Origin of the sequence: Pseudomonas petroselini, assembly GCF_045037875.1 — a bacterium.
Taxonomy (GTDB): Bacteria; Pseudomonadota; Gammaproteobacteria; order Pseudomonadales; family Pseudomonadaceae; genus Aquipseudomonas; species Aquipseudomonas petroselini.
Genome location: NZ_CP173614.1, coordinates 2,308,656 through 2,331,074, shown reverse-complemented (window position 1 = coordinate 2,331,074; position 22,419 = coordinate 2,308,656). Strand labels below are relative to the sequence as shown.

Here is a 22,419-nt window from a genome sequence, read left to right as displayed (position 1 = left end):
GAATACGACATGGAGTGTTGGACCGTACTGCAACTGCCGGAAGACGCCGACGAGCGCACCATCAAGCGCACCTATGCGCGGCTGTTGAAAAACTGCCGCCCGGATGACGATGCGGCCGGCTTCCAGCGACTGCGCGAAGCCTATGAACAAGCACTGGCCTACGCACGCTGGCGGGCTGACTGTGACGAAGAGCAAGAGAGCGTCCAGGCGCCCGTGGTCGAAGCAACCTACGGCAACCTGAATGACCTGGCCGAGCTGATGAACATCAGCCCCGTCAGCCCTGCGCCTTTCCAGACGCCCGCACCGGACCCGGCCCAGGCGTTGCTCGACGGCCTTAACGCGCACAACCTCGATGAACGCTGGGCCCAGGCCCGGCAACAAAATTGTGCCGATGCGTTCCAGGCCGGCCTGTTGCGCCATTGTTTCGAAGCGCCAGGCGAACGCAGCGCCATCGCCCGTTGGGCAGCGAACCATCTGGAATGGCTGACGCCCTGGCAACAGGTCGCCATGACGCCGTGGCAGCACGACGCGCTGAGCGGCGAACTGCTGCAGGACTACCGCCGCACCTTGCAGGAACTGCTGGAGCAAAAGGCCGAGCGCGAGTTCATCACCCAACTGACGCAGTACAACAACCAGCCCTGGCTGCGGGTGTTCGACCTGCAGCAGCAGTGGCAACGCATCCTCCTGCAGCTGCTGCATGACACACAGTGGAGCGTGCCGCTGTTCGAACGCGTGTGCCAGGCGTTCGGCTGGGACGACCAGAAAGGTGTGTACCCGGAACCGGCGTGGATGTGGCGCGAATTGGTGTCGCGCTGTGAGCAGGAAAGTTTCTACGCCCACTTGCAGGAGAAAGCACAGGACCCGCGGCGCACCTCAGCCGATGCCCTGGCGGCGCGCTTGTTACTGACGCCCATGACCGCCACCCAACACAAACGCATGATCGACGGGTTTGGCGAAAACGAGTGGAATGCCTGCCAGCACCTGGCCGAAACCCTGACCTGGCGCTACCCGCAACTGGTCGAGCGCCTGCCCCGGACCGACCTGTTCTTCTGGCGCAAATACGTACCCCGGCCGATCTACACCCAGGTGTTCATCCGGCTGTGGGCCGTTTTCGCCTTGGGGCTTGGCCTGAGCATCGCCCACGACAACCCCGACCGAATGGATGGGATGTCACTGGTGATTTTCATGCTGATGGCGTTCGTGCTAGCGGCCATTGGCTTTCGCGTCACTCAACTGTGGGCCACAATGAGCTCTACCTACCGGGTTGTGGATGTGTGGCTGAGCGAGTACCTGATCCCCAAACAGCTCAACCCCAACGACTACTGGTTGGTGATTCGCCACGGCGTGCCACAGTTGGTCATGCTGGGAGTCTGCGGCTTGATGCTTGGCGTGCTGGGTATGGTTACCTACGCCGGCATGGTCGTGATCAACCTGCTGCACAAAAAACGCATCGGTCACATGAGCGTTAAATTCAGCCAAGGCTACCCGTGGCTGAATGGCTTGCACTGGGCCTTCTGGAGCCCGTTGCAAGCGGTGTTCCTGCTGGCGATGGTGGCGCTGATCGTGGCTGCGCAGCACTACTTGCCGCAAGTGCCTTGGACCCACTTCGACCTGCCCAAGCGCTAACCCCTCATGCCGGGCCCGAGCGCCCGGCAACTTGCGTTCGATCATCGCCCACAACCCGCCCCGCCCTACTTTCATCGCCCCCGCACCGCCCCGCACCATGGCCGCCACCTGCATAAACCCAATAACAACAGGTCCTTACGCCATGAATACTTTCCACCCGCGCCGGCTGCTGCTGGCCACCGCTGTCGCCAGTCTTGCCCTGCCCGTCGTCGCCGAAGAACACGGCTTTCTCGAAGACGCCAGCGCCAACCTCAACCTGCGCAATTTCTTCTTCAACCGCAACTTCACCAACCCCACCAAGGCCCAGGGCGGCGCGCAGGAGTGGACGCAGAGTTTTATCCTCGACGCCAAATCCGGCTTTACCCAAGGCACCGTGGGTTTCGGTGTGGATGTGCTCGGTCTGTACGCGTTGAAGCTGGATGGCGGGCGCGGCACCGGGGGTACCCAACTGTTGCCGCTGGACCGTGACGGCCGCCCCGCCGATGAGTTCGGGCGTCTGGGCGTAGCGTTCAAGGCGCGTATTTCCAAGACCGAAGTGAAGGTTGGCGAATGGATGCCGGTGCTGCCGATCCTGCGTTCGGACGACGGCCGCTCCCTGCCGCAAACCCTGCGGGGCGGCCAGATAACGTCCAAGGAAATAGACGGCCTGACCCTCTACGGCGGCCAGTTCCGCGCCAACAGCCCGCGTGACGACAGCAGCATGACGGACATGTCGATGGTCGGTAAAACCGCCTTCACCTCCGACCGTTTCAACTTCCAGGGCGGCGAATACGCGTTCAACGACAAGCGCACCCAGATCGGCCTATGGAACGCGCAACTCAAGGACATCTACAGCCAACAGTTCGTCAACTTGATCCACAGCCAGCCCATCGGCGACTGGACCCTGGGCGCCAACCTCGGCTTTTTCTACGGCAAGGAAGACGGCAGCGCCCGCGCCGGTAACCTGGACAACAAGACCTGGTCCGGCCTGTTCTCGGCCAAATACGGCGGCAACACCTTCTACGTCGGCCTGCAAAAACTCACCGGCAGCAGTGCCTGGATGCGGGTCAACGGCACCAGCGGCGGCACCCTGGCCAACGACAGCTACAACGCCAGCTACGACAACGCTCAGGAGAAATCCTGGCAAGTGCGCCACGACTACAACTTCGTCGCCCTTGGCGTGCCTGGCCTGACCTTGATGAACCGCTATATCAGCGGCAGCAACGTGCATACAGGTTCAATCACCGACGGTAAGGAGTGGGGCCGCGAAAGCGAACTGGGCTATACCGTGCAAAGCGGCAGCCTGAAAAACCTAAACGTGCGCTGGCGCAATTCCAGCATGCGTCGCGACTACAGCAACAACGAGTTCGATGAGAACCGGTTGATCGTCAGTTACCCGATCAGTCTGTTGTAAAGCCGACTGACAGCTTGGAGGGAACGTTTTGGCGCGGGCGGCCACTGTCCATGGGCATGAATAACACCGGTCTCTCAACGTAGGATCACCCATGGACGTTTCGAACGGCCTTACCCGCTCTCCCTCGCCCCTTGCGCACGGCAACGTGCGCGTATCGCAAGCCCCCGTAGCGACCTTTGACGACCGTCACTACGGGCTCGCCAAACCACCCCATCTAAAATTCCACACAGTCCCGCCGATCCAGGCCCATCAACATGTGTTTCTGAATGACGGCAATGTGAAAGCCAGTGGGCAATCGTTATGGGAACACGGTTATCCCTCCCCCCTCAACCAACGCCTGGTGCTTGAAACCGGCGATCAGGCGGACCAGGTCCACATCAGCCAAACTCACTACGGTCAGTTGAATATTCGGGTCAACGAACAGTTGTACCACTTCGCCAGCCACGATAAAGAAGGCCAAGCGTTGAAGTTCCACCTGAAAACCCACGGCGGCAATGACAACGTGAGCATTGACGCCAACGTCATGCAGCCCATCACGATTGAAACCGGTGACGGCGATGACTGGGTCAGGGCCGGTGGCGGCTATACCCGCGTGTTCGGCGGCAACGGTAACGATGTCGTGCGCCTGGGCAGCGGCATGGGATATGCCGAAGGCAACGACGGTGACGACATCATCATGGGCGGCCCCGGCGATAATGTGGTCTATGGCAATAATGGCAATGACCGCCTCTATGCCGGTGCGGGCCCCCGCCACAAAAAGAGCTATATGGACGGTGGCAATGGCAACGACCAGCTCTACGCCGGCAACGGCCATACCGTCTTGCAGGGCGGCACCGGAAATGATCGGTTGATCGGCCACGACCAGACGACCTTCTACACCGGCATCGGCGCCGATACCGTCATCGCCAATTGCCCAGGCGACGCGATCTACACCACACCCAGCGACACGATCAAGCACCTCAATGGATCGGTGTTGACCGCTGTATCTGCCCATGACGGCCCGATCCTGGGTGTTGTGATCAACGGGTCTGCCGACTTCATCCAACGCGTCGAAGACGACTTGGCGTTACTTCGCACCTCCCCCCAAGGCCAGCAGATGCTCGCCGAGATGGAGGCCGTTGCGCTGCGCAATGGCGCCCCGGTGACGATCGTGGAAGACCCGAGCGACACGGAGTCCAGCTACGTCTATGGCAGCCAGGAACTCAAGGCGTTGCTGCAGGACGAACGCGCGCCCGTGTCCGACGAGGATCCAAAATGGGGATTCATGATCAACGGTGTGCCGGGGTCTCGTGCGGACCGCGCTCAGATTCACTACAACCGGTCACACCTGAACGTATTGGCGGGCGTGACTCAGTTGCCCATCGTCGGGCTCTACCACGAAATGGTCCACGCCTATAACGCCGGCAATGGCACAACCTTCACAGGCACCACGCAGGAAGACGTTGAAGGCCAGCCCCACGACATCCACAACAGTGAACGCCAAGCAGTGGGGCTGCCCACTACCGCGCAACCGTTTGATTTCGACAATGACCCGGCCACCCCACCGACCGCGAGCAACCCCAAGGCCTTCACCGAAAACGCCTTGAACGAAGAAATGGGTAGGCCACTGCGCAAACAATACGCAGGATGAACCCGATGGCGTTTGTCAGCCCATCGGCGACTGGACCCCGGGCGCCAACCTCGGCTTTTTCTGCGGCAAGGAAGACCGCAGCGCCCGCGCCGGCGAACTGGGCTGCCCACGTACAGCCGCGCCCTGATTGATCGCGGCTGCTTTTGTAGCAACTGGCCTCAATTGGAATAGGAACATTTACCTGTGCTCGCTCGACAGAAGGATAGGTGCGCCTGCGCGGTAAATGCTGGCGACAAAGATCACATAATCTGACAGAAAGGTGACCGTCCGTGAGCGCAATAAACCCACCTCAAAACCACTCTATGCCACCATCCCCCCACCCTTCTGCCAGCAATCCCCCCTCTGACCCCCCCGACGCACCCCGTACTCAAACCCAAAGAAAAATGCTGGTGGATGACGGCAACCTACGTGCAGGCCAGCTGTTGACCCAGGGTCTCAAGAACCCTGAACGGCCAGAAACGCTGGCTAACATTTTGTACCTCGAAACCGGCGAAAAATCGGACCAGATCCATATCAGCCAACGCCCTGACGGCCAGCTGTACGCGCAAGTGAACGGTCGCGACTACACCTTCAATACCGGTGACGGCCATTCAAACGTTCCGACCTTTCTCCACATCAAAACCGGGGCGGGTGACGACCGTATTACCATCGACCCCACTGTCACCGTACCCGTGGAGATCGAAGCCGAAGACGGCGATGACGTTATCCAGGCAGGTGGCGGCAACACCAGCATCTATGGCGGGCGCGGCAATGACCATATCCGCCTTGGCAGCGGCATAGGCTATGCAGAAGGCAATGAGGGCGACGACACGATAATTGGAGGCACCGGCCACGCGGTCATGTACGGCAACAATGGCAACGATCGCCTGTACGCAAGTCACGGACCGAACAGTAAACACAGCCACCTCGATGGCGGTACGGGCGACGACAAGCTCTACGCGGGCGATGGGTATTCGGTACTCAATGGCGGCCAGGGTGACGACACGTTGGTTGGCTACACCCACACCACCTTCTACACCGGTGAGGGACGCGACACAGTCGTGACCAACACCACTCAGGCACGTATCTATGCACAAGAGACGGATCGTCTGATCGGCACCCAAGGTTCAACTGTCACCTACGTGAAGCCTTCCGACGCGGGACGACTCGCCTTCGTTATCGACGGGGCACCCGATTTCATTCAGCGAGTCGAAGACGACCTGGCGCTGCTTCGCGCATCGCCCCAAGGGCAAAAAATGCTCGAGGCTTTGGACAAGGCCGCGGTGCAAAATGGTGCCCCCGTATACATTGTGCCATTCGCAGAGAGCAACGATTATTACGATTACTGGAACACTGATCTGCAAACATTGAAAGACGCTCATCAGCTTACCTATGAGCCAAATGCCCCAATGTACGGTTTCATCAAGGACGGGGTAGCCGGGGCGCGCGCGAATAGAGCCACGATTTCCTACAACCCAGCTCATATCTACGAGGGCGGCGACCTGCTCTTGCCGCTGTTGCTCCTTTACCATGAGATGGCGCACGCCTGGAACGGCGCCAATGGCACATTCCTGCCAGGCCTGAGCGATCCGACCGCAGCGCATCCTGAGCTTCCCGGCCCACCCAACTCGGAACTGCAAGCCGTGGGCCTGGCAACCAATGCGCCGCCGTTCGACTTCGATAACGACCCCTCCACGCCCCCCACCTCGACCAACCCCGCGCCGTTTACTGAGAACTCGCTTAACCACGAAATGGGCACGCCATTGCGACAACGCTACTGACACCTGAAAGCGGGCTCACGCAGCGGCCCGCCCCGCCTTAAGACCAACGGCGGGATTTACCGATGATGACAGGCGCAATCATGCTGTATCGTGCACGCGCCCTTTACCCGGCACAGGGAACTTAGCGACACGGATGACCACCTTTTTACCCAGGCCGCCATGAAATACCTGATTGTCATTCTGTCGATTCTGCTCAGCGGTTGCATAAGCGCGCCCATCGCCCTTACCCCGCAGACCGCACAACGCCTGCAAAACCAGGCGCCGATCCGTTTCCTGCTGACCTTCGACGACGGCCCCAGTGCATCGGGCTATAACAACCCGAGCCGCTCAGTAGTGGCTGACCTGGCGCAAAACCCCGTGCTGCCGGGGATCAAGGCGGTGTTCTTTTTGCAGACCGAAGCCTCACGCTCCGGCGGCAGTTCACGGGGCCACAAGACCATGCAGCGCGAGTATGCGGCCGGCCACATCCTGGCTTTCCACACCGCCACCGCGTTTCATACCAACCACCGCTGGCTGAGCAACGCCGAGCTGGAACGCACCCTCACCCAGGGCGCCGCCGACATTGCCGCGATCACGGGCTCACCGCCCGTACTGGTCCGACCGCCGTTCTGGAATTACGACCGCCGTACCTTCGCCGCTTACCAGCGTCATGGCATGCAGGTGTTGCTGACGGACTTGAGCGCCAATGACGGCAAGATCTGGGGCTTCAACGGCAGCCCCCGCCGCCGGGCCAACTTGTACCGGCAACTCTCGGTGGTGCGCGAGCGCATCGCCCTGGGGGAGTTGCCCACGGTGGACGGGGTGATACCTGTGGTGGTGACCTTCCACGACATCAACCGCTACACCGCCCGGCATATGCAGGAATATTTGCAGATCCTGCTGAACAGCGCGCGGATCAACGGCATGAAGACCGCCGTTGAACCGTTCTATACCAACACTGCCCAGCTTCAGCGCGCGGCGCTGGCGAGGACGGTAAAGGATGTCAGCGAGCCTGTGCATCTGCCGGGTGTGTGGAATTGGGTGTGGGACGCCGATTCTCACTGACGTCTGATGCCCGCTCCCACGTTTTTGACTGCACTTCAATTCAGTCTGGTTGGCGCGACTCGACGCCCAGCTCATCCCACACCGACTCCGCCAGGTGGAACGTCGCATTCGCCGCCGGAATCCCGCAGTAGATCGCGCTTTGCATCAACACTTCCTTGATCTCGGCGCGGGTCACGCCATTGCTCGCGGCGGCGCGCAGGTGCAGCTTGAGTTCTTCGCTGCGGTTCATGCCGATCAGCATGGCGATGGTGATCAGGCTGCGGGTGTGCCGCGGCAGGCCGGGGCGGGTCCAGATATCACCCCAGGCGTGGCGGGTGATCATTTCCTGGAACTCGCTGTTGAACTCGGTCAGGGCGTTGAGGCTGCGGTCGACATGGGCGTCGCCCAGCACTTCGCGGCGCACCTGCAGGCCTTCGTCATAACGTTGTTTCTCGTCCAAAAAAACTCTCCGTATTCACATCGATTACTGGTGGTGAGCGCCCTCGCCACAGGTTTAGTGCGCCAGCAAAAATGCCAGCACACGGTCACTGAACGCCGCGCCGACCTGCACATTCGACAGGTGCGCCGCATAAAACTCGGCGTATTCGGCGCCCTGCACATGGTTCTGGATAAAGTGGCTGCCAGCAGGCGGGGTGACCGCATCTTCGGTGCCGGCGACCACCAGGGTCGGTACTTTGATCCGGGCCAATTGCTCACGGTAATCCGCATCGCGCACCGCTGCGCAATTGGCGGCATAACCTTCGGGCGACGTCGCCGCGAGCATGTCGGTAATCTGCTTGGCCTGGTGCGGGTTGGCCGCCGCGAAATCGGCGGTGAACCAGCGCGCAATCGATGCATCGCGCAGCGCGACCATCGCCGCCGCGCCATCACGCAACACCGTTTCGATGCGCGGGTTCCACACCTCCGGCGTACCGATCTTGGCGGCGGTGTTGCACACCACCAGGCGCTGCAGACGCTCGCCGGCGTTGATGCCCAGCCATTGGCCGATCAGGCCGCCCATGGAAAGGCCGCAGAAATGTGCGCGCTGAATAGCCAGCGCATCCAGCAGTGCGAGCACATCGTGCCCCAGTTGCTCGATGCTGTAGGGCCCCGCCGTGACCAGGGATTTGCCATGGCCACGGGTGTCAAAACGCAACACACGAAAATGCTTGATGAAGGCCGGGATCTGGATGTCCCACATATGCAGGTCGGTGCCCAACGAGTTGGACAGCACCAGCACTGGCGCATCCACGGGCCCATCCAATTGGTAATGCAGTTCGCCCTCGGCGAGTTGTACAAATGCCACAGCGGCCTCCTTAGGCGGTCAATGCAAAGTGTTCGGTCACAGCGCGGGTCACCCAAGTGTGCGCCTGGCCCAAGTAGTGGGCCGGGTCGAGCAGGCGGTCCAGTTCGGCCGCCGACAGCTCGGCGGTGACCTGCGGTTCATCTGCCAGCACCGCGCGCAGATGGCGCCCATCGGCGACGGCGCGTTTGCAACATTGCTCCAGCAGATGGTGCGCCGTTTCGCGCCCCAGCCGTTGAGCGAGCACGATGCTGACGGCTTCGGCCAGCACCAGCCCTTGGGTCAGGTCGAGGTTTTGCGCCATGCGTTGCGGGTCGACTTCCAAGCCTTCGCTCACCAGCAAGGCCTGTTGCAACGCACCGGACACCAAGCGGCAAATCTCCGGCAGGGTTTCCCATTCGGCATGCCACAGGCCCAGGCTGCGTTCGTGCTCCTGGGGCATGGCACTGAACATCGTCGATACCAGGCCCGGCACACGGGTGGCGGTGCTGATCAGCACCGCCGCGCCCACCGGGTTACGTTTGTGCGGCATGGTGGACGAGCCGCCCTTGCCCGGCGCCGAAGGTTCGAAGACCTCTGCCGCTTCGGTCTGCATCAACAGGCTGATATCGCGCCCCAACTTGCCCAGGCTGCCCGCGATCAAACCGAGCACACTGGCGAACTCCACCAGGCGATCGCGCTGGGTGTGCCAGGGTTGCTCGGGCAGGTTCAGTTGCAACTCCGCTGCCAGCGCTTCAGCCACCGGCATGGCCTGCTCGCCCAGCGCTGCCAGGGTGCCGGAGGCACCGCCGAATTGCAGCACCAGCAGGCGCGGTTTCAGCTCTGCCAGACGCTGGCGACTGCGGGTTACCGCCCCCAGCCACCCGGCGATTTTCATCCCCAGGGTGACCGGCGTCGCATGTTGCAGCCAGGTACGCCCAGCCAACGGCACACCCGCATAACGCTGGGCCTGGGCGGCAAGAATGTCGCCGAGGTGCGCCAGGTCCGCGTCGATCAGCGCCACCGCTCGCCGCAGTTGCAGTACCAGGCCGGTGTCCATCACATCCTGGCTGGTCGCGCCCAGGTGCACATAGCGTTCGGCCCCGGCATCTTCACTGGCAATCAACTTGCCCAGCGCCTTCACCAGTGGAATCGCCGAATTGCCCGCCGTGGCAATCGCCACGCCGAGGGCATCCACGTCATACAACGAGGCCAGGCACGCCTGGGCAATCGGTGCGACGGCGGCCTGGGGAATCAACCCGACCCGGGCCTGGGCCCGGGCCAACCCGGCTTCAAAATCCAGCATGCCCTGCAAGCGGCCCTGGTCGCAGAACACCTCGGCCATGCTGCCTGCCGTGAAGTAAGCGTCGAACAATTGATTGCTCGTGCGCAGTGTCATAGCTCATCCCTTACAGATCGTGGTGCAAGTACTCCGCCTGTTTCGGCAGACGCAAGCTGAACAGGAAGGCCACCGCCATCATGCCGGTGACGTACCAATAAAAGGTGTTTTCCATGCCCATGGACTTGAGGCCCAAGGCCACGTATTCCGCCGAACCGCCGAAGATCGCGTTGGCCACCGCGTACGCCAGGCCCACGCCCAGGGCGCGTACATGAGGCGGGAACATTTCCGCTTTCACCAGGCCGCTGATCGAGGTGTAGAAACTCACGATGGCCAGGGCCAGGGAGATCAACACAAAGGCCAGGAACGGGCTGGTCACAGTTTTCAGGGTGAGCAGGATCGGTACGGTGCACAGGGTGCCGAGAGCGCCGAACCAGAGCATCGAGTTACGGCGGCCGATCTTGTCCGAGAGCATGCCGAACAGCGGCTGCATGCACATGTACACAAACAGCGCGCCGGTCATGATGTAGCTGGCGGTCTTGGCGTGCATCCCGGCGGTGTTCACCAGGTACTTCTGCATGTAAGTGGTGAAGGTGTAGAAAATCAGCGAGCCGCCGGCGGTGTAGCCGAGCACGGTGATGAACGCGGCCTTATGGTTGCGGAACAGCGCGGCAATGCTGCCGGCATCCTTGTCCTGGCGCATTTCCTTGCTGGTGGTTTCCTTCAAGGTGCGACGCAGCAGCAGGGAGATGACCGCCGCAATCGCGCCGATCACGAACGGGATCCGCCAGCCCCAGGCGCGCAATTCTTCTTCGGTGAGGATCTGTTGCAGGATCACCACCACCAGCACCGCCAACAGTTGCCCGCCGATCAGCGTCACGTACTGGAACGACGCGAAGAAACCACGCTGGCCCTTGAGCGCAACTTCGCTCATGTAGGTCGCGGTGGTGCCGTATTCGCCCCCTACCGACAAACCCTGGAACAACCGCGCCACCAGCAGCAATGCCGGGGCCCAGGCGCCAATGTCTTTGTAGGTGGGCAGGAAGGCGATGACCAGGGAACCGGCGCACATCATCAGCACCGAGATCATCATGGAGTTCTTTCGCCCGTGCTTGTCAGCCACACGGCCAAACAGCCAGCCGCCGATGGGGCGCATGAGGAATCCGGCGGCGAACACGCCGGCGGTGTTGAGCAGTTGCACCGTAGGGTCATCCGACGGGAAGAACGCCGGGGCAAAGTAAATGGCGCAGAAGGCGTAGACGTAGAAGTCGAACCATTCGACGAGGTTGCCGGAAGAAGCCCCGACAATCGCGAAAATCCGTTTGCTGCGTTCTTCTCCGGTGTAGTGACTGGTCGTTGTTGTCATGTGTTTTCACTCAGTGGGAACGGTTATAGCCTAGACATACTTTGCAATAACCTCGTTCCGCAAGCAGACTTTTGGGTAGGTAGTGCCTGAACCGCCCCCATCGGGGGCAAGCCCCCTCCCACATTTGATCGGCGGTGTGGGAGGGGCTTGCCCCGATGGGGCCCTGACAAACGACTCAGTAATCGAAGAACACCGTTTCCTTGTCTGTCCCTTGCAAAATCACATTCCACTGATACACACCGTCCGCATCAGTCTTGGCAATCAAAGTACCCCGCCGCTCTGCAGGCACACACGCCAGCAACGGGTCATCGCCATTCAATGCCTCGCCCTCGAAATAAATCCGCGTCAGCAGGTGCTTCACCAACCCACGGGCGAACACCAGCACCACCAAGTGCGGCGCCTGGGTGGTGCCTTTCAGCCCCGGCACGGCACCCGGCTTGATGGTGGTAAAGCGAAACCGCCCTTCAGCGTCCACCGGCACCCGTCCGAAACCTTCGAAATTGGGGTCCAGCGCTTTGTCCTGGTCGTCTTCCGGATGGTCGTACTTGCCGGCGGCGTTGGCCTGCCAGACTTCGAGCATGGCGTCGTTGACGACATCGCCGTTGCCATCCACCACCTGCCCGCTGATCGCCACGCGCTCGCCGAGGGTGGCGGCGACGGTCAGGTCTTCACGGTTCAGCCAAGTCAGGCCGATGTGGTAATACGGCCCGACGGTGTGGGACGTGGTCGCGTTGAGTGTCATCTCATTTCTCCATCGGCGTGGCGTCGCGGCCGCGCAGGACGATGTCCCAGCGGTAGCCGAGCGCATAGGAAGGAATGGTTTTTTCCAAGTCGAAACGGGCGATCAAGCGTTCCTTGGCGCGGGTATCGGGTACGCAGTTGTAGATCGGGTCGTATTCCAGCAGCGGGTCGCCGGGGAAGTACATCTGCGTCACCAACCGCGTCAGCACGCTCGGGCCGAACAGCGAAAAGTGGATATGCGCCGGGCGCCACGCATTGTGGTGGTTGCCCCACGGGTAGGCGCCGGGCTTGATGGTCTGGAACTGGTACCAGCCCTCGGCGTCGGTGACGGTGCGGCCGGTGCCGGTGAAGTTCGGGTCCAGCGGCGCGTCGTGCAGGTCGCGCTTGTGGTTGTAGCGGCCGGCGGCGTTGGCCTGCCAGATTTCCACGAGGATGCCAGGCACCGGCAGGCCGTTTTCATCGAGCACACGGCCATGAATGATGATGCGCTCGCCCTGGGGCTCGCCTTCATGCTGGGCGGTGAGGTCGTTGTCCTTCGGATCGACACGTTCGGCGCCGATGGTCGGGCCGGTGATTTCCGACAATGAATGGGGCAGGAACACCAACGGTTTGGACGGCGAACGCAGGTTCGTCGACTGATAGGCCGGGTGCAGGTAATCCGGTTGAGTGCCCGCTTGCGGGCGCCGGTATCCGGGCTTGTCACTCATGGAGCAATCCTCTCTTATTAGATGCGTTCAATCGCCAGGGCCAGGCCTTGGCCTACCCCCACGCACATGGTCGCCAGGCCTTTACGGCCGCCGGTTTTCTCAAGTTGATGCAGGGCCGTCAGCACCAGCCGCGCGCCGCTCATGCCCAGCGGGTGGCCGAGGGCGATGGCGCCGCCGTTCGGGTTGACCTGGGGAGCGTCGTCGGCGATGCCCAGTTCGCGCAGTACCGCCAGGCCTTGGCTGGCGAAGGCTTCGTTCAGTTCGATGACGTCAAAATCAGTGACCGCCAGGCCCAGACGCTCCACCAGTTTGCGCACCGCGGGCACCGGACCGATGCCCATCACACGCGGTGCAACACCGGCGCTGGCCATGCCCAATACGCGGGCGCGGGCGGTCAGCCCGTGTTTCTTGACGGCCTCGGCGGAGGCCAGGATCAGCGCTGCCGCACCGTCATTCACACCCGAAGCGTTGCCGGCGGTGACGGTCTTGTCCGGGCCATTGACCGGTTTGAGTTTGGCCAGGGCTTCCAGGGTGGTGTCCCGTGGGTGCTCATCGTGTTCCACCACGGTTTCGCCTTTTTTATGGGCGACCCGCACCGGTACGATTTCTTCGGCGAAAAAGCCGGCGGCCTGGGCCGCAGCGGTGCGTTGCTGGCTGCGCAGGGCAAAAGCGTCCTGGTCGGCGCGAGACACCTTGTAATCGTCGGCGACATTGTCAGCGGTCTGCGGCATCGCATCCACGCCGTACTGCTCTTTCATCAAGGGGTTGATAAAACGCCAGCCGATGGTGGTGTCTTCCAGCTTCATGTTGCGCGAGAACGCCGCATCGGCCTTGCCCATGACGAAGGGCGCACGGGACATCGACTCGACGCCACCGGCAATCGCCAGTTCCATTTCGCCGCTGGCAATCGCCCGGAAAGCCGTGCCGATCGCGTCCATGCCCGAGGCGCACAAGCGGTTGAGGGTCACGCCCGGAACGCTGTCCGGCAGGCCCGCCAGCAACAGCGCCATGCGCGCCACGTTGCGGTTGTCTTCACCGGCCTGGTTGGCGCAGCCGAGGAACACTTCATCGACCGCATTCCAGTCCACCGACGGGTTGCGTTCGATCAGCGCCTTGATCGGCAGCGCGGCCAAGTCATCGGCACGCACGCTGGACAGCCCCCCCCCGAAACGGCCGATGGGGGTACGAATGGCATCACAGATAAAGACATCGCGCATCACGCTTCTCCCGGTGCTTGGCCATGGGCGGCCGCGGTGCGTGCTTCAAGGTCACGCAGTGCAGTCAGCTCAACATCCGTCGGTTCGGCGGTGGTGTCGACCTGATCGGCAAAACGAATGGCCCAACCGGTGGCAGCCACCACTTGCTCACGGGTGACCCCAGGGTGCAGCGCGGTGACCACGAACTCATGGGTGCCCGCTTCCGGCTCCATGATGCACAGATCGGTAATAATCCCTACAGGCCCGGCGCCCGGCAGACCCAGGCGTTTACGCGAGTCGCCGCCTTCGCCGTGACCGACTGAGGTGATGAAGTCCAGCTTGTCGACAAACGAACGCGACGACTGCTTGAGGATGATCAGCACGCTCTTGGCCGAACCGGCGATCTCCGGCGCACCGCCAGCACCCGGCAGGCGCACTTTGGGTTGGTGATAGTCACCGACCACCGTGGTGTTGATGTTGCCGAAACGATCGACCTGGGCCGCGCCGAGAAAGCCGACGTCAATGCGTCCACCCTGCAGCCAGTAGCGAAAGATCTCACCGGTGGGCACTACGGTGTCCGCAGTTTCCGCCAACTCGCCATCGCCGATGGACAGCGGCAGCACCGAGGGCTTGGCGCCAATCGGGCCGGACTCATAGATCAGTACCACATCCGGCGACGAGGTCAGGCGCGCCAAGTTGGCCGCCTTGGACGGCAGGCCGATGCCGACGAAGCAGACGGAGCCGTTCTTCAGGCGGCGCGCGGCGGCGACGGTCATCATTTCATTGGTCGAGTAAGCCATCACTTGGCCTCCTGCGCGGTGGCCAGCTTGGCCTGGAATTCGGTGAAGTCGGCAGTGCCGTGGATGTATTCATTGATCCACGCGGTAAAGGTCCCACGGTCGCGGGCGATCGGGTCCCACGCCTGGTAGAACCGATTGTCGCGTTCGTTGTAGCCGTGGGCGTAAGACGGATGCGCGCCACCCGGTACATGGCACACCGCAGTCAGGGCCCAGGTCGGCAGCACGCAGCTGTTCATCGGTGCATTGAGGTCATCGACGATTTCTTCGACGGTGACGATGCAGCGCTTTGCCGCCAGGGCCGCCTCCTTCTGTACGCCGAGGATGCCCCAGAGCAACACGTTGCCTTTGCGGTCGGCCTTTTGTGCGTGGATCACGGTGACGTCCGGACGCACCGACGGCACCGCCGCCAGCACTTCACCGGTGAACGGGCAGGTCACGGTCTTGATCAGCGGGTTGACCTTGGGCAGGTCGGAACCGGCGTAGGCGCGCAGTACCGCGAACGGCAGGCCCGAGGCACCCGCGACATAGGCATTGGCCAGGTCGGCATGGCTGTGCTCTTCAATTTCCAACGGTTGCGGCCATTGCTTCTCGACCGCGTCGCGCAGGCGATGCAGGGAGCCCACACCCGGGTTGCCGCCCCAGGAGAAAATCAGCTTGCGGGCGCAGCCGGCACCGATCAACTGGTCGTAGATCAGGTCAGGCGTCATACGCACCAGCGTCAGGTCTTTCTTGCCCTGACGAATGATTTCATGACCCGCTGCCGTAGGGATCAGATGGGTAAAGCCTTCCAGAGCGACGGTATCGCCGTCGTTCACAAATTGCTTCACCGCGTCACGCAGCGCGAGGATTTCAGCCATGGGGTTCGGGCTCCCGGTGTGGATCGAAAAAGGCGCTGAGGTGGCGCCGAAGTGCTTGAAGATTAAGCCGGGGAAACGGGCCAAACAATCCGATAATCGACTCAGCGTTCGATTATCGAACGAATTGTTATCTCGCTAATCATTCAGACAACGCTCAATCAATGTGGGAGGGGGCTTGCCCCCCTCCCACAGGCCTCAGGTGGCGTCAGCGTGGCTGACCATGCCTTTGATCACGACAGCGGCCGTGGCCAACGCGGCGGGAATCACCAACGCCGTCAGCACCTGCTCGAAGTTCCAGCCCAGCCCCAGCAAGGTCGCGCCCATCCATGCCCCCAGGATCGCGCCGAAGCGACCGATGCCGAGCATCCACGACACGCCGGTGGCGCGGCCTTGGGTCGGGTAGAAGCGTGCGGCCAGGGACGGCATCGCCGATTGCGCACCGTTGACACACATGCCGGCGATCAGCACCAGGGTGGCAAGCAAGGTGATATTGCCCAGGCTCTGCCCCACCGCATAGGCAAACACCCCGGCCAACAGGTAGAACGTGCCGATGACCTTGTGCGGGTTGAATCGGTCCATCGCCCACCCCACACCCACCGCACTCAACACACCACCGAACTGGAACAATGCACCGATAAATGCCGCCTGCTCCATGCTGGCGCCGCTGTCGCGCATCAGGGTCGGCAGCCAGCTGGTGAGCAGGTAAACGATCACCAGGCCCATGAAGTAGGTCAGCCACAACAGCAAGGTGCCGGCACTGTAGGTACCGGAAAAGATCACCGCGAATACGTTACGGGCCTTGACGGTTTTCTGCTCGGGCACGCTGAAATGGGTGGCCTGGGCGACGATGGAGGGCTCGATGGGTGACAGGGTTTTGCGCACCTTGTCGGTCCCCCGATTGCGCACCACCAGGTAACGCGCCGATTCGGGCAACCACACCAGCAACACCAACGCCAGGATCAATGGCAGGACGCCGCCGATCAGCAGCAGGCTGTGCCAGCCGAACGCCGGGATCAGCTTGGCCGAGATGAACCCGCCGCCGGCCATGCCCAGGTTGAAGCCGCAGAACATGCTGGTCACCAGCAACGACTTGTGACGTTCCGGGGTGTATTCGGACAGCAGGGTCGTGGCATTCGGCATGCCGGCGCCCAGGCCCAGCCCGGTGAGAAAGCGCAGCACCAGCAACTGATCGACGTTACTGCTGTAGGCCGACGCCAGGCTGAACGCGCCAAACACCAGCACCGCCCCCACCAGCACCACTTTGCGCCCGAAACGATCCGCCAGCGGGCCGGAGCCCAGCGCGCCGAACACCATGCCGATCAATGCGGCGCTCATCACCGGACCGAGGCTGGCGCGGTCGATGCCCCAGTCCTGGGACAATGCAGGCGCGATAAAGCCCATGGCGGCGGTGTCGAGGCCATCGAGGAAAACAATCAGGAAACACAGGATCACCACGCGCCACTGATAACGTGACAGAGGCTGGGTATTGATGAAGGACTGGACGTCCAACGGAGTACCGACAGAGGGCTGATTCATTATTTTTATTTCCACACCGATGGCGGGCTGACGACCTGGGGCCGTCGTTATTATTCGGCGCCCCTTCGAGCGCTGCCGCACATTAATAAGCCAGGGGAAACACCGTCAATTCATCAACCCGGGTTCTGTGCGGTCACCGAACAGCTTAGGCAAACAGCTGCGCACTCAACTCGCGGCTGGCACTGAGCATGCTCGGCAGGAAGCGCTGTTCCAGCTCACTGCGGCTGACACGCCCGGCATGGGTGCTGACGTTCAGCGCGGCCAACACCTGGCCCGACGCGTCGTAGACCGGCACCGCAATGGAACGCAGGCCCTGCTCCAGTTCCTGGTCGACGATGCACCAGCCCTGTTGACGCACTTGTTGCAGGCATTCGAACAGCGCCTCGGGCGTCGTGAGGGTGCGGCTGGTCTTGGTTTGCAGGTCGGCGTGGTCGAGGTAGTCCTGCAGCGAGGCATCGTCCAACGCCGCGAGCAAAATGCGGCCCATGGAGGTGCAATAGGCCGGCAACCGCCCTCCCACCGACAGGTCCACGGAAATCAGGCGCTGGGTGGTGGCCGAACGGGCGATATAGAGGATGTCGTCACCTTCGAGTGTCGCCATGTTGCAGGCTTCGTGGAGTTGCTCGCTCATGCGATCCAGGTAGGGCTGGGCCGACACCGCCAGCGGTGTGGACGACAGGTAGGCATGGCCCAGGGTCAGGACTTTGGGCAATAGCGAATAGGTCCGCCCGTCGGTGGTGGCGTAACCGAGCTTGATCAAGGTGTGCAGGCAACGGCGCACGGCGGCGCGGGGGATTTCCGTTCGGTGGCTGATCTGGGCGATGGTGAGGTGGCGCTTGCGTTCCTGGAACGCCTGCACCACGGCCAGGCCACGGGCCAGGGAGGTCATGAAGTCCGGATCACCGGTAAACGCTTGGATACGCTTGGCCGGAGAGGCAACGATCGGCGGCGCCGCTGACGCGAAAGAGTTGCGCAATTGATCGTTCATGTCGGGATCCTTTCTCTTATTGTCGACCGCTGGGGAGGTTAGATGGCTATTACAAGCCGCGTCAGCCGGCCTGCACAAGACAGTGCCGATAACATTGTGCGATTATCGGACGATCATTCGATTATCGCAATTTTCTGGCACCCAGCCATGCCAGGCTGCACGACTGCAGTGACATTAAAAGAGCGGCTAACATAATGCCTGAAGTTAGGTGGAATTTATGACGCCAGAATTTGTGCAATTACCGGCGCATCCGTGTAACAAAACGCTCACACAAAGTTGACGGTTTTTAACTTTATGCCGATAGTGTTATTCAAATGCATCGCTATAATGCACTCTATGCGCAGGTTCGCCCGGTTTGCAGTATCGGAACCGGCGCCCACTCGATGATGCGCAGGCCGTGCATTATTGGTCGCAACTATCTGTCTCGAATGTCTGCACTAAACAAGTGCCGCCCCTGCAGGGTCCAAAGTTGAACGTTTCCACGGGTCAACTTGAAACACCCCGAGGGCGCATTCCGGCATAACGCTGCAACGTATTTACACTCAACTCAATTAGGTAACAATGTGACGAAAGATGAACTGCGCGCGGAACTTGAGCGCCAGGAGCAACGTTACAAGGACGTTTACGGCGGGGAAGTCACCACCTACGCCGCCCAGCCTGAACCTGAACGCAAACCATGGCGCAAACGAGCCAGCCTGCTCGACCAGGCATTTGCCCAGGAAATCCAAAAGATTGAACAGGAACTCAAAACCGAAGAGCCATAAGCGATTCGGTTTGACCCTCAAGGTTCTGGCCTTGACTGCTGGCACATAGCTAGCAGTCAGCAAGCCTGCATCCCACCACTAACAGTAAAATTTCATACAAATGTTTCTGGCGTGACGATTTTGTGACAATCACCCGCCCTGCGGCCCCTCTGCTTTATAAATCAAAGACTTGCCAAAGCCCCGAAAACCCTGGGATGCACCCCTTTACCGAGGTTTTTTTCAGGGAAGATGCTTACCGATGAGCAGCTAGTGCATCGATTACTGAGGTTTTCTGGCATAATCGCGCCCCCTTACGACCGGGTCAGAAAACCTTCATGATCGATTTATTCAGCGGACTGGATGCTTGGGTTCTCGTGAGCCTGCTGCTCGCCCTGGCCTTTGTCCTCGCCTTCGAGTTCATCAATGGCTTTCATGACACCGCTAACGCGGTGGCCACAGTCATCTATACCAAAGCCATGCCGCCGCACCTGGCCGTGTTCTTCTCCGGGGTGTTCAACTTCCTCGGCGTATTGCTCGGTGGTGTCGGTGTCGCCTACGCCATCGTGCATTTGCTGCCGGTGGAGCTGCTGATCAATGTGAACACCGGCCATGGCTTGGCGATGGTCTTCTCTTTATTGGCTGCAGCGATCACCTGGAACCTGGGCACCTGGTACTTCGGCATCCCAGCCTCCAGTTCCCACACCCTGATCGGCTCGATCCTCGGTGTCGGCCTGGCCAATGCCCTGATCAACGACATCCCCCTGGCTGACGGTGTGAACTGGCAGAAAGCGGTGGATATCGGCGCATCGCTGGTGTTCTCGCCGATGGCCGGCTTCCTGGTCGCAGCCCTGGTGCTGCTCGGCCTGAAGTGGTGGCGTCCGCTGTCCAAGATGCACAAGACCCCGGACCAGCGCCGCAAGCTTGATGACAAGAAGCATCCACCGTTCTGGAACCGCCTGGTCCTGGTGATTTCCGCCATGGCCGTGAGTTTCGTGCACGGCTCCAACGACGGTCAGAAAGGCATCGGCCTGATCATGCTGGTGCTGATCGGTATCGTGCCGGCGCAGTTCGTACTCGACCTGGGCAGCACCACCTACCAGATCGAGCGTACCCGCGACGCCACCTTGCACCTGAACCAGTTCTACCAGCGCAACCATGAGACCCTGGGTGAATTCCTGGCCTTGGGCAAAAGCGTGAAGGACGACCTGCCGGGCAAGTTCCGTTGCAACCCGCAACAGACCGAGCCGACCATCAATGCGTTGCTGGGTACGTTGAAAGGTGTCTCCGACTACCATTCGCTGACGGCCGATCACCGTATCGAAGTACGCCGCTACCTGCTCTGCCTGGACGACACCGCGAAGAAAGTCGGCAAATTGCCAGGCCTGCCGGCACGTGAGAAGTCCGACCTCGACAAGTTGCGCAAAGACCTGACCGCCACCACCGAATACGCACCGTTCTGGGTAATCCTCGCCGTCGCACTGGCCTTGGGCCTGGGCACCATGGTGGGCTGGAAGCGTGTGGTACTGACCATCGGCGAGAAGATCGGCAAGCAGGGCATGACCTATGCCCAAGGCATGTCGGCGCAGATCACCACCGCGACCATGATTGGCTTTGCCAATATCTTCGCACTGCCGGTGTCCACCACCCACGTGCTGTCGTCGGGTGTGGCTGGTACCATGGTCGCCAATAAAAGCGGCCTGCAAGGCGGCACCGTTAAAACGATCCTGATGGCCTGGGTGCTGACCCTGCCAGCCACCGTGGCCCTATCGGCCGGGTTGTTCTGGTTGGCGTCCAAGGCACTCGGCAGCTGATAGCCGCTTGCACTAAAAAAGGTGCGATCCGTGAGGCTCGCACCTTTTTTATTGCCCAATTCCAAACCCACCTGTTGTCCCTGTGTTGATTATCAAATCGCAGGCAAAAAAAAGGGCGACCGAAGTCGCCCAAAATGCCTTGCGTGCTCATGTAACCCGGAAAAACCTATGGTTTTTTACGCTTGTTCGCGTCTTTCCAGATAAAAATTCCAAACCCTACAAAAAACATCACCATGAGGCTCACAGTCAGCACTCCGGCAAACACCACATTATCGATAAACATGACCGGCCTCCTGCACTTGCCCTGTTGCGATAGGGCTAAGTTAATGCAGAAGGCGGATTGGAAAATTGACGGGGATCAATGTCGCCCACGACGGAGCGTAAAGAAGGGCAATAACTGACCTGCATCAATGGATGCAGGCTGTTTCAACGCTTTTTCGGTTTGTTCTTCGGTTTTTTCTTCACTTTACCCAGCGGCATTGCCTGTTCGAAGGCCTGGCGCACTTCATTCAGGCGCTTGTCATTGAGGTCATGCACGCGCTTGGCGCGTTCGGCATTCAGGTCGATCAGCTTGTCGTCTTCACTCATGGCTTGGCTTACGTCGTGGAGGGAATGGTCCAATAATGCGGCCTCCCCCGCCCAACGGCAAATCAGCCAGCGACAAAAGGCAGGCCATCGCCCAAAATCGCTACTTTTCCAGACCCGGAGACGCACCCAGGTGGCACTGCACAAGGACCTTCCGCCGTTGCTGGCCCTGCGCGCCTTCGAAGCCGTGGCGCGGCATTTGAGTTTTATCAAGGCCGCGAACGAGTTGTCGGTGACCCAAAGTGCCCTGAGTCACCAGGTGCAAAAACTTGAGCAGTACTTGGATAAACCGCTGTTTATCCGACGCACGCGCGCGATCGACCTGACCGCCGACGGCCAACAGTACTACGACGAAATCCGCCCGGCGCTCGACGCCATCGCCGCGGCCACCCGCGCCCAACGGGCCACCCCCAGCGCCAGCGTGTTACGCATCGGCTTGCTGGCGTCCTTCGCCACCCTGTGGCTGGCGCCGCGTCTGGCTGGGTTCCTCAATCGCTATCCCCCTATCCAGGTGGAGCTATTGCCGGCCATTCAACTCGCGAACGTCGCTGGCGCCGAGGTCGACCTGGCCATCCGCTACGGCAAGGGTGATTGGCCCGACGTGCAGGCCACGCGACTGATGCCGGAAGTCATCTCCCCGGTGTGCAGCCCTGCGTTCAAGGTACGGCAGGACAGCCCGCTGCTGATGGCGACGTCACACCGCCCCTTTGAATGGACCGATTGGGCCGAGCACTATCAGGTCGACCTCGCCCACCATCCCCGCGTGATGCTGCACGACTACAACATCGTGGTCGAAGCCGCCGTGGCCGGCCAAGGCATCGCCATGGGCCGTCATCGCCTGATCGAACGCAGGCTGCAGGACGGCAGCCTGGTAGAAGCGTTCGATTGGCCGCCCTACCACAGTGACATCGGTTACTGGCTCATCGCCCCTCAAGGTCCCGCCAGTGAAGCTGCCGCGTGTTTCAGCCAGTGGTTGAAGGAAGCCTGCGCCGACGCGTGAGTTATTTCGATAGGTCGCGTGAGATCTATCCGTTTG

General features: G+C 61.1%; 21 protein-coding genes. 8 read left to right on the top strand and 13 right to left on the bottom strand.

Annotation, left to right across the window (positions count from 1 at the left end):
- The first annotated feature begins 9 nt into the window (after positions 1-9).
- From ACI512_RS10820 to ACI512_RS10800, 5 genes are all read left to right on the top strand, one after another.
- On the top strand, positions 10-1,626 hold the full coding sequence (locus ACI512_RS10820) for a J domain-containing protein (RefSeq protein ID WP_236381150.1): 1,617 nt from the start codon (positions 10-12) through the stop codon (positions 1,624-1,626).
- Between the two features lie 142 nt (positions 1,627-1,768).
- The gene (locus ACI512_RS10815) at positions 1,769-3,019 is read left to right on the top strand and encodes an OprD family porin (protein ID WP_236383858.1); all 1,251 of its coding nucleotides are present in this window, start codon (positions 1,769-1,771) and stop codon (positions 3,017-3,019) included.
- A 91-nt stretch (positions 3,020-3,110) separates the two neighbouring features.
- Complete coding sequence (locus ACI512_RS10810; protein WP_405121761.1) at positions 3,111-4,649, top strand: M91 family zinc metallopeptidase; 1,539 nt, start codon at positions 3,111-3,113, stop codon at positions 4,647-4,649.
- Positions 4,650-5,032: 383 nt separating this feature from the next.
- Complete coding sequence (locus tag ACI512_RS10805; protein ID WP_236378824.1) at positions 5,033-6,409, top strand: M91 family zinc metallopeptidase; 1,377 nt, start codon at positions 5,033-5,035, stop codon at positions 6,407-6,409.
- A 159-nt stretch (positions 6,410-6,568) separates the two neighbouring features.
- On the top strand, positions 6,569-7,453 hold the full coding sequence (locus ACI512_RS10800; protein ID WP_236378755.1) for a polysaccharide deacetylase family protein: 885 nt from the start codon (positions 6,569-6,571) through the stop codon (positions 7,451-7,453).
- Between the two features lie 40 nt (positions 7,454-7,493).
- Here the strand turns inward: ACI512_RS10800 and pcaC are convergent, their stop codons facing one another.
- The 11 genes from pcaC to pcaR all read right to left on the bottom strand — a co-directional run bounded on the left by pcaC (position 7,494) and on the right by pcaR (position 18,244).
- Positions 7,494-7,892, bottom strand: a complete 399-nt coding sequence (pcaC, locus tag ACI512_RS10795; protein WP_236378757.1) for a 4-carboxymuconolactone decarboxylase — start codon at positions 7,890-7,892, stop codon at positions 7,494-7,496.
- 54 nt (positions 7,893-7,946) lie between these two features.
- Positions 7,947-8,738, bottom strand: a complete 792-nt coding sequence (gene pcaD / locus ACI512_RS10790; protein WP_231808025.1) for a 3-oxoadipate enol-lactonase — start codon at positions 8,736-8,738, stop codon at positions 7,947-7,949.
- Positions 8,739-8,748: 10 nt separating this feature from the next.
- The gene (locus ACI512_RS10785; RefSeq protein WP_236378759.1) at positions 8,749-10,113 is read right to left on the bottom strand and encodes a 3-carboxy-cis,cis-muconate cycloisomerase; all 1,365 of its coding nucleotides are present in this window, start codon (positions 10,111-10,113) and stop codon (positions 8,749-8,751) included.
- A gap of 10 nt (positions 10,114-10,123) precedes the next feature.
- Positions 10,124-11,419 carry an MFS family transporter gene (locus ACI512_RS10780; protein ID WP_012722673.1) on the bottom strand — a complete coding sequence of 432 codons (1,296 nt, stop codon included), beginning with the start codon at positions 11,417-11,419 and terminating at the stop codon, positions 10,124-10,126.
- A gap of 175 nt (positions 11,420-11,594) precedes the next feature.
- On the bottom strand, positions 11,595-12,161 hold the full coding sequence (gene pcaG / locus ACI512_RS10775) for a protocatechuate 3,4-dioxygenase subunit alpha (protein ID WP_064055003.1): 567 nt from the start codon (positions 12,159-12,161) through the stop codon (positions 11,595-11,597).
- A 1-nt stretch (position 12,162) separates the two neighbouring features.
- Entirely contained in the window at positions 12,163-12,867 is a 705-nt protein-coding gene (gene pcaH / locus ACI512_RS10770; RefSeq protein ID WP_012722671.1) for a protocatechuate 3,4-dioxygenase subunit beta, read from the bottom strand.
- 17 nt (positions 12,868-12,884) lie between these two features.
- The gene (gene pcaF / locus ACI512_RS10765; protein WP_173390398.1) at positions 12,885-14,087 is read right to left on the bottom strand and encodes a 3-oxoadipyl-CoA thiolase; all 1,203 of its coding nucleotides are present in this window, start codon (positions 14,085-14,087) and stop codon (positions 12,885-12,887) included.
- Complete coding sequence (locus tag ACI512_RS10760) at positions 14,084-14,866, bottom strand: CoA-transferase subunit beta (RefSeq protein WP_012722669.1); 783 nt, start codon at positions 14,864-14,866, stop codon at positions 14,084-14,086. Before ACI512_RS10760 ends, pcaF begins: the two co-directional genes overlap by 4 nt.
- Entirely contained in the window at positions 14,863-15,720 is an 858-nt protein-coding gene (locus ACI512_RS10755) for a CoA transferase subunit A (protein WP_010212331.1), read from the bottom strand. Before ACI512_RS10755 ends, ACI512_RS10760 begins: the two co-directional genes overlap by 4 nt.
- 195 nt (positions 15,721-15,915) lie before the next feature.
- Positions 15,916-17,256 carry an MFS transporter gene (locus ACI512_RS10750; protein WP_012722668.1) on the bottom strand — a complete coding sequence of 447 codons (1,341 nt, stop codon included), beginning with the start codon at positions 17,254-17,256 and terminating at the stop codon, positions 15,916-15,918.
- A gap of 145 nt (positions 17,257-17,401) precedes the next feature.
- Complete coding sequence (gene pcaR, locus ACI512_RS10745) at positions 17,402-18,244, bottom strand: pca regulon transcriptional regulator PcaR (protein WP_012722667.1); 843 nt, start codon at positions 18,242-18,244, stop codon at positions 17,402-17,404.
- 563 nt (positions 18,245-18,807) lie between these two features.
- Between pcaR and ACI512_RS10740 the strand changes: the two genes are divergently transcribed.
- Both ACI512_RS10740 and ACI512_RS10735 read left to right on the top strand, forming a co-directional pair.
- Positions 18,808-19,008: a hypothetical protein gene (locus tag ACI512_RS10740; protein ID WP_003189295.1), complete on the top strand. Its 201-nt coding sequence runs from the start codon at positions 18,808-18,810 to the stop codon at positions 19,006-19,008.
- 314 nt (positions 19,009-19,322) lie between these two features.
- Positions 19,323-20,798 carry an inorganic phosphate transporter gene (locus ACI512_RS10735; protein ID WP_012722665.1) on the top strand — a complete coding sequence of 492 codons (1,476 nt, stop codon included), beginning with the start codon at positions 19,323-19,325 and terminating at the stop codon, positions 20,796-20,798.
- A gap of 166 nt (positions 20,799-20,964) precedes the next feature.
- On the opposite strand, the gene ccoM is transcribed toward ACI512_RS10735, so the two are convergent.
- A complete protein-coding gene (ccoM, locus tag ACI512_RS10730; RefSeq protein WP_010212341.1) occupies positions 20,965-21,081 on the bottom strand; it encodes a cytochrome c oxidase subunit CcoM in 117 nt (38 codons plus the stop codon).
- Positions 21,082-21,224: 143 nt separating this feature from the next.
- On the bottom strand, positions 21,225-21,419 hold the full coding sequence (locus ACI512_RS10725; RefSeq protein WP_134434970.1) for a hypothetical protein: 195 nt from the start codon (positions 21,417-21,419) through the stop codon (positions 21,225-21,227).
- A 97-nt stretch (positions 21,420-21,516) separates the two neighbouring features.
- Here ACI512_RS10725 and ACI512_RS10720 point away from each other — a divergent pair, with 97 nt between their 5' ends.
- The gene (locus ACI512_RS10720; protein ID WP_236378770.1) at positions 21,517-22,383 is read left to right on the top strand and encodes a LysR substrate-binding domain-containing protein; all 867 of its coding nucleotides are present in this window, start codon (positions 21,517-21,519) and stop codon (positions 22,381-22,383) included.
- Positions 22,384-22,419: the final 36 nt, after the last annotated feature.